The sequence below is a fragment of the Psychrobacter sp. TB67 genome, from assembly GCF_000511065.1.
In the GTDB taxonomy this organism is placed as follows: domain Bacteria; phylum Pseudomonadota; class Gammaproteobacteria; order Pseudomonadales; family Moraxellaceae; genus Psychrobacter; species Psychrobacter okhotskensis.
Genome location: NZ_AYYA01000006.1, coordinates 1 through 12,713, shown reverse-complemented (window position 1 = coordinate 12,713; position 12,713 = coordinate 1). Strand labels below are relative to the sequence as shown.

Here is a 12,713-nt window from a genome sequence, read left to right as displayed (position 1 = left end):
ATCCCTATGTCTACTGCTGAAACTGATGCTCAAATTATCAACCCTGAAATGCCAGATGTGCCGCCGCATGCACCGAGTAAGATCAACTTAAAAGATTATAAAAAACCAAGCTTTGATGTAGAAACGGTTGATTTAGATATTAAGCTATTTGAAGAATATGCTCAGGTAGACAGTACCCTGAAGATGGTGCGCCAAACCGCTGGGAACATTGTATTATTTGGTGAAGAGTTGGAACTGCTGGCTATTACCATGAATGGTCGTAAGTTATCAGATGCAGATTATCAGCAACAAGCCGGTAAACTTACCATCACTGATATACCTGATGAACTTGAGGAAATCACTTTAGAGATTCAAGTACGTATTTGTCCGCAGACCAATACCGCCCTTGAAGGGCTTTACATGGCAGGTAGCGGTGACGATACCATGTTTGTGACTCAATGCGAGCCAGAAGGCTTTCGCAAGATTACTTTTTATCCAGATCGCCCCGATGTACTCGCGATATTCACCACCCGTCTTGAGGCCGATAAGCGCTATCCGACGTTACTAGCCAATGGTAATTTGGTAGAGGCAGGTGAGGTTACTGGTGCGTCAGACCGTCATTATGCGATTTGGCATGATCCGACCAATAAGCCAAGCTATCTGTTTGCCTGTGTCGTCGCTGACTTAGATGTATTGACGGATTCTTATACCACTAGCGAAGGTCGAGGCGTTTTACTAGAAATATACGCCAAGTCTGCCGATATCGATAAGTGTGATGTCGGTATGCAAGCCCTAAAAGATTCGATGAAATGGGATGAGGTTAATTATGGCCGCGCTTATGATTTAGACCGCTATATGATTGTCGCCGTTAGTCAGTTTAATATGGGCGCAATGGAAAACAAGGGTCTGAATATCTTTAATACCGCTTGTGTGTTGTCTAGCCCTGAGACCACAACGGACTCGCGTAGCTTTAGTGTGAAAGCTATCATCGCGCATGAGTACTTTCATAACTGGACAGGCAATCGCATCACGTGCCGTGATTGGTTCCAGTTGTGCTTAAAAGAAGGCTTTACTGTTTACCGCGATCAATCTTTTTCAGCCGATCAACAGTCGAGTGCCGTACAGCGTATCGATGATGTCGCGACTTTGCGTGCCCATCAGTTTGCTGAGGACGCAGGGCCACTGGCGCATCCTGTACGCCCTGAAAGTTTCGTTGAGATTAATAACTTTTACACGACGACCGTTTATGAAAAGGGTGCTGAAATCGTTCGTATGATTGCCAATACTTTGGGGGCAGATAACTTCCGTAAAGGTACTGATGAGTATTTCCGTCGTTACGATGGGCAAGCAGTTACCGTTGAGGACTTCTTGTCTGCGCTTAGTATTACTGATGATAAAATTGAAGATTTTATTGATTGGTATCGTCAACCTGGTACGCCAGTGGTGTCTGGTCACCAAGATTATGACAGCGCTACGCAAACATTGACCATTACTTTAAGTCAGCAAACCCGCCATGTTAGTGGTTTTGATGCGCCAAAACCTTTGCCTATTCCCGTAGCGACCGCGCTATTTGACCAAGATTCTGGTGCTATCGTCGCCGAGCGTATGCTGCTACTCGATCAAGCCGCGCAAACCTTTACCTTTGAAAATGTGACTAGCGAACCAGTAGTATCATTGCTGCGTGACTTTAGTGCGCCAGTACAGCTTAATTATGACTATCAAGATGAAGATTTGGCATTCTTACTCAAGCATGAAACCAACGGCTTTAACCGCTGGCAAGTGACGCAAATGCTGGTCAATCGCATCTTGCTGCAAGACCAAGGCGAGAAGAGCAACCCTGAAGTGTACCTACAAGCATTAGCGCAGACCTTGCCCGTGCTCGCAGCTGACGATGCGATGTTGGCGGCGCGTTTGCTTGATATTCCATCAGCGCAAGAGTTGGCTTCTGCTATTGCTGAAGATTATGATCCAGAGTTGGTCAAAGCGCAGCGTGAAGGCTTATATCAGCAAGTGGCAGAGATGCTAAAAGACCAATGGGCAGTACTTTATAAGCAGCTGCCCATGCAGTCTTATGAAGATAGCGCCGCCGCTCGTGGTACTCGTGCCTTGCGCAATGTGATATTAGACATGGCATTGACGGCTAACGTTGATGGTGCCAATGAATGGGCACAGCAGCAGTATGACAATGCCAGCTGTATGACGGAACGTTTTGGTGCATTAAAAGTGATGGTTAATCATCAATTGGCAGATGCGGATGCCTATTTGGCGGACTTTTATCAACGTTTCCAAGCAAATGACTTGGTTATCGATTTATGGTTTAGTGTGCAAGCATCAGCTGATACGGTCACTACTGAGGCTATCCAATCGTTGCTCACTCATACTGATTTTGATTGGAATACGCCCAATCGTGTGCGCTCAGTGATTAGCGCTTTTACCTCGCAGCCGACCGTCTTATGGACGGCAGAGGGTTTAGATATCTATATTGCTGTGATTAAAAAGTTGGATGATGCCAATCCTGTCTTAGCATCGCGCTTGTTGCAGGTGCTGGCGCGCTGGAATACCTTGGCTGAGCCACGTCGTCAGATGGCGCATGATAAGCTGTTAGATTTGCAGCAAGCCGTGTCTTCTAAACACGTGCTCGAAAGCTTAACGAGCGTACTAGGCGCAGCAAGTGAGTAGGACGGTTAGCTTAAGGCCTGTCCTCAAATTTATAAGCTGAAGTATAAAAAAAGCCCGTTTGACATTAATTATGTCAAACGGGCTTTTTGCTGAGTGGCCTAATAACGATTTATTATGACCAATCGCTATTAACGGTTAGGCAATACATCTTTTACCATGTCACGTAGATTGTATAGCGCAGTGACTGTGCTATCCCAATCTAAGCAACCATCGGTGATAGACTTGCCATACTCAAGCTGGCTCAAGTCAGCAGTTAGCTTTTGACTGCCGCCTTTAAGATGACTCTCAACCATCATGCCGATGATGGATTTGTTACCGTTTTGGATTTGCTCGGCGACGTTATTAATAACCATCGGCTGCAAGTACGGGTCTTTACCTGAGTTAGCATGGCTTGAGTCAATCATAATCTTGCTGTTGGTTTTTCCTTTTGCTAGCTCATTTTCCACTTGCGCAACAGCAGTTTCATCATAGTTAGGCTTGCCATTACCACCGCGTAGTACCACGTGTGCGTAAGGGTTGCCTTTAGATTTGATGATAGAGACTTTGCCATCTGAGGATAACCCTAAGAAGCTATGACCTTCTTTAACCGCTTGCATGGCGTTAACCGCAACCGTCATACCGCCGTCCGTACCGTTTTTGAAACCAACTGGGCATGATAAGCCAGAGCTCATTTCGCGATGCGTTTGGCTCTCAGTGGTACGTGCGCCGATTGCTGACCAGCTGATTAAATCCTGCATGTACTGCGGAGTATTTGGATCCAACGCTTCAGTCGCGCAAGGTAAGCCTTTCTCATTCAAATCAAGCAATAACTTACGAGCGGTACGCAGACCTTTTTCAATATCGAAGCTGTCATTCATATCAGGGTCGTTGATCATACCCTTCCAGCCGACCGTGGTACGCGGTTTTTCAAAATAAACGCGCATCACAACGAATATGCTGTCTTCGATCTCTTTTGCCAATGCAGCTAAGCGATCGGCATATTCGTGAGCGGCTTTGATATCGTGGATAGAGCAAGGGCCGATGACCACAAACAGACGCTTATCTTTACCATCCAAAATATCTTGGATCGTATTACGCCCTTTTAGGACGGTTTTATAGGCTTCGTCTGATAAAGGTAGCTCAGTTTTTAGCTCAGCGGGGGTGATCAAGGGAATGAATTTTTCAATATTCACGTCATCAATATCTGCATTATGGGTAGCTGGTGTTGTCATGATTATATATCGTCTAGCTGATTTATAGGAATAATCATTATGAGGACAAAAGTGCTGATTGACAAGGGTAGTGGCGCAGTTAATTAACTGATAACTGGAATGTGTAAACCAAAACTTCGTTATACTTCACCGTACTTTGTTCTGAACTGGGACTTTTAAACACCAGCTTACTGCGCAATTTTTTGCTTATGAAAGCGTCTTTGGGGGTTATCAGCCAACTGTGCTGAACTTTTATAAGCTAATTTAGCTATTTATAGCACGGTAACGTATGATGACAACATAAATGATATAACGCTACAATAGTAGTGAGGCAAGCATTTGCAGCTGTTAGCGCGGCATTACTCACTCGGTGGGTTATATTTTATAATAATTCTATTTTTGTTCATAATAATTGTACCCATTGTCATTTTTCATATTGAGAGCTTGTTATGACCGATTCTGCTACTTCCCATAAACATACTGACTTTATTGATCAGACAGATACCAATCAGCAGATGCCTGAATTTAAGACGGCACCACTGGTTATTGGTATTGTCGCAGGTGAGGTGTCAGGTGACAGTTTGGGGGCAGATTTTATGCAGCAGATGAATAACCTGCGTGATGATATCGTTTGGGTAGGCGTTGGTGGTACTAAGATGCAAGCGCAAGGATTGCAAAGTATTTTTCCACTAGAACGTCTGGCAGTGATGGGCTTGGTGGAAGTCATGGCGCAATTGCCTGACTTACTTAAAGCGCGCCGCGAGTTATTGAGCGCCTTCAAAATCGCTGATATCAATTGGTTTATCGGCATTGATGCGCCTGATTTTAATCTACGAGTCGCCAAAAAGTTAAAGCCAAAAGGCGTGTTTTGTGTACAGTACGTTAGCCCCTCTATTTGGGCATGGCGCGAGTCGCGTATTCATAATATTAAAGCAGCGACCGACCTTGTACTCTGTCTATTTCCGTTTGAGCTGCCAGTATATGAGCGCCACAATCATCCAGCGATATGTGTGGGTCATCCTTTGTTACGTACTATTGATCAGACCTTGATAGAGACGCCTATCAATCAGAGGCGCAGTGAGTTGGTCTGGCACAACGATGGTTTGCAGCAGTTTTTTATCGAGCGGTTCGATGATGTCAGCCAGCTTATTTGTGTGATGCCAGGCTCTCGGCGCGGGGAGATAACGGCTATTTTACCTCTTATGCTGGATGGTATTCAAAAGTTAATATTACTAGATCCGAAGCTGTGTTTTATCATTCCAACGGTCGATCAAAACCATCAGTATATCGTCCAAGACGTCATTGATCGACGATCAGAGCAATTGCGTGCCGCTATCGTGGTGGTCTATGACGACAGCCAGCCAGCGTTTAGTCAGCAGGCTATGGCTGCCTCGGATCTGGTGATGCTAGCATCTGGCACGGCAACCCTTGAGGCGATGCTGCTTGAGCGCCCAATGGTGGTGGTATATCAATTAAATAAGCTGACCTATCAGATTGCCAAGCGTCTGATCAAAGTCCCTTATGTGGCACTGCCCAATATTTTAGCCGACACCGCCATCGTCCCTGAGCTGATACAGGAGCAGGCGAGTGGTGATAATATTTGCCGCACCGTCATGCGTCTGTTGCAACCGCGTGCTTATGCAGAACAATTAAAAGCGCTTGTCGCTACCAAGCAGCTATTGCAGCAGCAAAGCAATCATGAGCCTGCTAATAGCGTGATTGATCAATGGTTTATGCAAAACCAGCATAAATCCTAAGGGATAATTGCGCATTATTTATCTTTAACACCTAAATCAATAAGACCACAAAAAATCATGAGCATTCAGAACAACCCTACAGATAGTATTATTCCGATTGACAAAAAAATCCAACAGATTGATATAAAATCCCAGTGCATTGATTTAGCCGAACCTATCCATTTATATGGGCAAGTGAATGTGACTAAGCTGCTCACTGAATATGGGATAAATACAGAGCCACACTTAAATACACAACAGCATGTAGAACGCTCAACGCTGCACAGCTCAACGCTGCAAATAGGTGTTGATGAAGCAGGGCGCGGACCACTTTTAGGTAGCGTTAATGTGGCCGCAGCGATACTGCCTGCCACGTGGTCAGGATTGATTGAAGAACAACCCTTAAAAGACACGCCTTTATCCATACTGACGGATTCTAAGCAGTTGAGTGAGAAAAAACGCGATATTCTTTATCCATTGGTGCAGCAAAATGCTGTGGGTTTTATCATCGCTGAAATACCAGCAGCGGTCATCGATCAGGTCAATATTTTGCAAGCAACGATGCTCGGTATGCGCTTATGCACTGAAGGATTGTTAGAGGCTATCGCTGAGCATCTTGCCACATCTATGCTGACATTTGAGGTTTTGTTCGACGGAAATCGCTGTCCTCAAGTAAACAATACCAAGCTCGCTGAATTAGGCATAGATCACTCTGCGATTGATTGCCAAGCATGGGTAAAAGGGGATGCGCGTCATACCAGTATCGCCGCAGCCAGTATATTGGCAAAAGTCAGCCGTGATACTACTATGTATACACTCGATACTCAGCATCCTGAATATGGGATTGCCAAACATAAAGGCTATCCAACCAAAGCGCATATGGAGGCGATTCAACAGTATGGGGTGCTACCCGAGCATAGACGTAGCTTTGCACCAGTGCGAAAGGCGTTGGAGAGTTAAAGACAAATGGAGAATTGCTTATTTATATAAATAGCCTAAGCAGAAATTATTTATCAATTTAAAAAAACATCCCTTAGTCAAAAATGAATGGTTTTTTGAGATTATGCGTATTAAGTTTTCATGTTTTATTAAATGACATTTGAATCGTTATTCGATAATATCCGTCATAGCTGATTTATTGCTCATAATAGGCACACCACTATCTTACAGGATAAAAGATGACTCTCAAATTACGAGAAAAAAACCTCGCGGCAGTAATATTTTTAACAGCGTTTTTGACGGCTTGTGGCGGCAGTGGCGGCAGTGGCGGAGACTCAGATGGCAGCACTAACAATACTACGCCCAAGCCAACACCGCCTGTTGCTAGTCCTGATGATACCTCGACTGATAAGCCTAATGACCAGACTGATAATGAGGCAAAAGCTGCATTAATTGCCAATAATACCTTTAGTCTAGCGCGCACCAGCTGTGGTCTAAGTGGTTTGTCTGCCGATACTGCACTGGATAATGTTGCGATTCAACATGCAAAATACATCAAGCATGTATTTGCTAATAGCACGCCGACTGCTTTTAGTCCGCACTATGAAAATAAGATTGCAGATATCGCCAACGTCACGGGTGATAATAACCCATTCTTTAGCGGAGTCAGCTTCACAGATCGGTTGTTACAGGCAAACTACGGCAACGCCCAATATGGTGTGACTGAGAATATTGCTCAGTCGGTCTATTATAGCTCGGCTGGCAATATTATAGGCTCTGATATAGTGGCAGGTGCAATGGCGAAGTCATTATTGGCAGCGCCTTATCATCTGCGTTCTTTGATGCTACCAGGCTCGAGTTTGACGGGTACGGGTATGGTCACTTATAAGCCTTATGGCAAAGACACGACCAACAATCAGGGTTATATCTTAGTCAACCATGCCTCAGCGACCAAGGCAAGCAAAGACAATACGGTGGCAGGCATATTCACTTATCCTTGCCAAGGGGTCAGTGGTACGGTGACTGCGCTGTATAACGAAACGCCAAATCCTGTCAAAGGAACGGGTCGTGACCTACGAGCTGATCCTATCGGGCAGCCCATCTATGTCAGTATGCCAGCTGCCCAGACCATTAAGCTCAGTAATATCAAGTTCCATGATGTTCAGCGTAACATCGATGTGCCCACTGAACTGCTTGATTATGGGCAAGATCCCCATAAGAATACCGTTTATGAGCTACCAGCGAACGAAGCTTTTATTTTACCCATTACGGATAATCTAAAAAGCTGCAAAATCACCACTAAAAAAGATCAAAACTGTGGTTTGCATGGCGAGAGTGAATATCGTGTAAGCTTTGATGTGTTAGTGGACAATCGAACGCTAAAGCAGCAGTCGTTTAGCTTTAGCACGGGTAAAGTGAACTACTAATCTATAGGGTATACCCTAGAATAAATAGCATAAAACAAAACAAGGGCTGAACCAGTTATCTGATTCAGCCCTTGTTTTTGTTATTATAAGTAACAACGCTTAGAATGAAGAATTCGGCTGCTGTAAAAATGCGTCTTCTTCTGCAGTCGACTCACGACCCAAGGCTTCATTACGGTGTGGATAGCGTCCAAATTCATCAATAATGTCTTTATGACGGCGTTCAAAGTCTAAAGTGGTTGGGTCATTTAGTTGCTCAAACAGCGGCAGATAGCGTTTATGGATAACAGCTGATTCAGAATGCATAAACGGCATAATAGTAAACTTGCGCCACTCCATCGGTAGGGTCTCAAAATGCGGCTGGGCAATGGCTTCTTGCGCTAATGCCACGGCCATACCGTCTTGAGCAAAGGCGCACGCTTGCTCGCGACATAGATTGCGGGAAAACTGATCTAAGACAATAATCTCTGCCAATCGTCCTGCCAAATTAGTGATTGAGCTATTCACATCGTTGTGATTGTCAGACCATCGCCACGGCGCACATTCACCGTGTTTTGCTGCTTGCCAGATTTTGCCAAACTTAGCCTTTATTTGCTTATCAAAGTTGTCATTTTGGGCAAACCAATATGGCTCATTATCTTGGTCGAACCAAAAATCCAACACTGCGCGCGCCTCAGCATCTAGATACTCTACATTAATATTCTTTGAATCGAGTTGCGATAAATTGGCTTGGCTAGCAGAGCTGGAATAATCGGTTGATAATGACATAAGATATTCTAATTACGGTGGATTTAGTCTACTATAGCGCAAATATTTATATCTGTCATGATACCAACAGCAGCTATTAGGTAACCTCTTATGAATGCAAAAACTTCGCTGAAAACCACAAAATCATCCTTGCCACCAACGCCTTATTATCTACTCGACGAAGCGGCAATCGTTGCCAATATGCAGATTATCGCGCGACTGTGTGAGCTGTCAGGCGCTAAAGCCTTATTGGCGCTCAAATGCTTTGCGACTTGGGGCGTGTTTGATGTGATGCAGCCCTATTTGCACGGAACCACTTCGTCGTCACTCAATGAAGTCAGACTTGGCTACGAGACTTTTGGTAAAGGTAAAGACAGTGATAATGAAAAAGAAACGCATGCTTATAGCGTCGCTTATAGTACGGATGAAATCGATGAAGTATTAAGCTACGCAGATAAGATTATCTTTAACTCAATCTCGCAGCTCAATGTATTTAAAGAGCAAGCCGCGGAAAAAGGTATTCCAGTTGGTCTGCGCTTAAATCCAAAGACCAGTAATTCATCGTTTATCATCGCTGATCCTGCACGTCCTTTTAGCCGTCTTGGCGAGCATGATAAAGATAAGATTGCAGCGGTATTGAGTGACATCACTGGCGTCATGATTCATAACAATTGCGAAAATGACAGTTTTGAGGCTTTTAGCGACAGCTTGGCTGATATCGAAGCTAGATTTGGTGACGTTTTAGCGCAGCTTGAGTGGGTCAGTTTGGGCGGTGGCATTCACTTTATCGCCCCTGATTATCCGCTAGAAAAACTTGCTGAGCGGTTGAAAGGCTTTAGTGAAAAATACGGCGTACAAGTCTACCTTGAGCCGGGTGAAGCGAGCATTCATGGCGCTGGATCACTAGTTACAAGCGTTTTAGATACTATGCATAATGAAAAAAACCTAGCAGTCGTCGATGCGTCTATCGAGGCGCATATGCTTGATTTACTGATTTATCGCGAGTCAGCACCCATTGCGGCTATTAATAAAGAAGCGATGAGTATTTCACCCGTTAATATGACCAAAACAGCTGACGTGGTGGACAACACTATTATTTATGGTCGTTCTTGTTTGGCAGGCGATATTTTTGGTGAGTATGCCTTGCCTAACCAATTACAGGTAGGCGATACCATTGCGTTTGGTAATGCGGCAGGCTATACCATGGTAAAGAAGAACTGGTTCAATGGTGTCAATATGCCAGCGATTGTGATTCGTCGTTTAGATGGTAGTATTGATGTGCAGCGCGAGTTTGATTACCAAGATTATAAGGCGAGTTTGTCATAACACTATTATGCTTGGCATTAATCAATAACACTGCCAAACAACTATCTAGAAATGAGTATTGCTCTCAGATTTTCTAAGTTATGTTGTAATTTTTGCCGAAAAGTAAGTAAAAATTGTTATAATCGCCACGGGCAAAAACAGCTGATTTTGCCCGACGGGTGCGTGGGTTTTCCTCGGTCTTCCTTTTTAATTCACGCATATCATTCACTCGTTTCTGTTTTGCATAGCCACAATCAATGGTATCGACAGGGACACAAAGGAGGATTGTTCATTGAACACAAACCAACCAGTTAAGCCCAACAAAAAAGACGTACTCATCATCGGAGCAGGCGGTGTCGCTCAAGTGGTCGCGCATAAATGTGCGATGCATAATGATGTGCTTGGTGAGATTCATATCGCCTCACGTACCAAAGACAAATGCGATGATATCGCGCAAAGCGTAAAAGAAAAAGACAGCTTTAAACAAGCTGCGATCTTGCACACGCATCAAGTCGATGCGATGGACAGCCAAGCGCTGGTGCAACTGATCAAAGAAATAGAAATTCAAATCGTCATTAATGTCGGCTCGGCATTTATCAATATGACGGTATTAGAAGCCTGTATTGAGACAGGTGTTGCTTATATTGACACGGCGATTCATGAAGATCCACGCAAGATATGTGAGACGCCGCCGTGGTACAACAACTATGAATGGCAACGTAAAGAGCGCTGTGCAGACAACAATGTCACTGCCATTTTAGGTGCAGGGTTCGATCCTGGTATGGTCAACGCTTATGCGCGTCTTGGCTATGACATGATGGATGCAGGTTCAGTTACCGATATCGATATCATTGATATCAATGCAGGTAGCCATGGCAAATACTTTGCGACCAACTTTGACCCAGAGATTAACTTCCGTGAGTTCACCGGTACCGTTTACTCTTGGCAAGACAGCAAGTGGCAGTCTAACAAAATGTTTGAAGTCAAACGTACGGATGACTTGCCAGTGGTTGGCGTACAGAATAGTTACCTGAGCGGTCATGATGAAGTTCATTCATTGTCAGCCAACTTAGATGTGCCAAACATTCGCTTTTGGATGGGCTTTGGTGAGCATTACATCAATGTCTTCACCGTCCTACAGAGCTTAGGATTGCTATCTGAGCAGCCAGTGATGACTGCTGAAGGCCAAGAAGTTGTGCCACTTAAAGTAGTCAAAGCAGTACTACCAGACCCAAGCTCGCTTGCACCGAACTATACAGGCAAGACCTGCATTGGTGATAAGGTCAAAGGCAAGATCAACGGTGTTGATAGCGAAGTCTTTATCTATAACGTCTCAGATCACAAAGACGCTTATAACGAAGTTGGTAGCCAAGGTATCTCTTATACCGCAGGCGTACCACCTGTTGCTGCTGCGATCCTAGTCGCGACTGGCGAATGGGATGCTGGCAAGATGGTCAACGTCGAAGAGCTGGATGCCAAGCCATTTATCAATCTGTTAAATGATATTGGTTTGCCAACGCGTATCAAAGATGCCAATGGTGATAGAGCATTAGAGTTTGATATTTAATTAATCGCAATATCTGTTCTAAAAGCCCAACTGACTTTAATTGAGTCAATTGGGCTTTTTTTTGAATCATGATTGAGGTTTCGAGGTGTAATGGACAAAATTCATGCTAAAAAGTAGAAGGTAGTCGCTAATGGACATAATTCATGCTATTTGAGAGACTTTGACCCTAAAAAGTCTTTAATAAACCGCAACTTACGCTGCTCATTTAGACCATGATGACTGTGTAATTGTCGCTTGAGCTCGCTGAATAATCCTTCAAGAGAATTGGTGGTATTTGGTATATCTAAATGCTTATATTCTTGATAAATGAATAACCAATCACTATTGGTTCTGAGGCTACGATAAGCACTTCTAAGGCGCTTATGCGTGTACCACGTTCTACTGTTATCGTCATTGGTACTACGTTCATTGAGATAGGCTTCATGAGTCACATACCAGTGATCTAAGCGCTGTATGAACGCCTCTTTATCAAGCAGTTTTATTTCTAAAGTAAGTCGTCTAAGCTCGATACTTGCACTGTTCTTAGGTCGACGAGTGAGGTAGCGGGTCACTATTTGCACCTGATGAAACTGGCACATCTGGCAAGGGGTGCGGGTGAATAACGTACGCAGTCCTCGTCTACCATCACAGGTGATGCTTTGTATATCAACGCCTAACGATGCTAGATGATCAATTCCTTGTTTGTAGGCACTGTTGGTTTCATGACTGACTATCGCGTAGTAAAGAACGGCTTTAGTGGTATTGTCCATAAAAACCATTAAACCGAACTTACGACCGAAGTAAGTGGTGTCCATGATGATGTTAGCAGTATTCGGTCGCTTAACTTGATAGTCAATACTGACTGTGTCTAAGCGTCTTTGAATGGTTTTAAGACTACAGCTATACTTGTCAGCCAGTTGTTTGTAGGTCTGTTTGCCCTGAGTGTATTCCGTCCAAAGGGTTTGGTTATTGAGTCTTTTGCCACCTAAAAACTGCCGTCTGCAAGCTAGACATTGATACTGTTGTTTGCCTAGCTTGCGTCCGTTCTTTTTAGTGTGTTTATCACGACAAAAAGGGCAGTTTTTTGATTCATGGCTTTGATTCCTTGCAAATATAGACAGTATATAGCGTTAGACCCTACGCCAGCATGAATAATGTCCATTACACC

At 44.1% G+C, this 12,713-nt stretch carries 9 protein-coding genes; 6 read left to right on the top strand and 3 right to left on the bottom strand.

From position 1 onward, the window contains the following. Positions 1-48: 48 nt before the first annotated feature. Positions 49-2,658, top strand: coding sequence for an aminopeptidase N (gene pepN, locus W293_RS0100775; protein ID WP_037024968.1), 2,610 nt, complete (start codon positions 49-51; stop codon positions 2,656-2,658). 128 nt (positions 2,659-2,786) lie between these two features. Here the strand turns inward: pepN and W293_RS0100770 are convergent, their stop codons facing one another. After that, entirely contained in the window at positions 2,787-3,869 is a 1,083-nt protein-coding gene (locus tag W293_RS0100770; RefSeq protein WP_025650632.1) for a 3-deoxy-7-phosphoheptulonate synthase, read from the bottom strand. Between the two features lie 494 nt (positions 3,870-4,363). On the opposite strand from W293_RS0100770, the gene lpxB reads away from it, so the two are divergent. From lpxB to W293_RS0100755, 3 genes are all read left to right on the top strand, one after another. Continuing rightward, positions 4,364-5,605 (top strand): lipid-A-disaccharide synthase, encoded by a 1,242-nt coding sequence (gene lpxB / locus W293_RS0100765; RefSeq protein WP_101212875.1) that lies wholly within the window; start codon positions 4,364-4,366, stop codon positions 5,603-5,605. Between the two features lie 57 nt (positions 5,606-5,662). Beyond that, positions 5,663-6,544: a ribonuclease HII gene (locus W293_RS0100760; RefSeq protein WP_025650630.1), complete on the top strand. Its 882-nt coding sequence runs from the start codon at positions 5,663-5,665 to the stop codon at positions 6,542-6,544. A gap of 218 nt (positions 6,545-6,762) precedes the next feature. Beyond that, positions 6,763-7,950, top strand: coding sequence for a CAP domain-containing protein (locus W293_RS0100755; protein ID WP_025650629.1), 1,188 nt, complete (start codon positions 6,763-6,765; stop codon positions 7,948-7,950). Between the two features lie 99 nt (positions 7,951-8,049). On the opposite strand, the gene W293_RS0100750 is transcribed toward W293_RS0100755, so the two are convergent. Further along, entirely contained in the window at positions 8,050-8,715 is a 666-nt protein-coding gene (locus tag W293_RS0100750; RefSeq protein ID WP_025650627.1) for a DUF924 family protein, read from the bottom strand. 90 nt (positions 8,716-8,805) lie between these two features. On the opposite strand from W293_RS0100750, the gene W293_RS0100745 reads away from it, so the two are divergent. After that, positions 8,806-10,020 (top strand): carboxynorspermidine decarboxylase, encoded by a 1,215-nt coding sequence (locus tag W293_RS0100745; protein ID WP_025650626.1) that lies wholly within the window; start codon positions 8,806-8,808, stop codon positions 10,018-10,020. A 271-nt stretch (positions 10,021-10,291) separates the two neighbouring features. Beyond that, positions 10,292-11,566, top strand: a complete 1,275-nt coding sequence (locus tag W293_RS0100740) for a saccharopine dehydrogenase family protein (protein WP_025650625.1) — start codon at positions 10,292-10,294, stop codon at positions 11,564-11,566. A 146-nt stretch (positions 11,567-11,712) separates the two neighbouring features. Here W293_RS0100740 and W293_RS0100735 read toward each other — a convergent pair whose 3' ends face one another. Further along, entirely contained in the window at positions 11,713-12,360 is a 648-nt protein-coding gene (locus W293_RS0100735) for a transposase (protein ID WP_025650624.1), read from the bottom strand. Positions 12,361-12,713 lie beyond the last annotated feature (353 nt).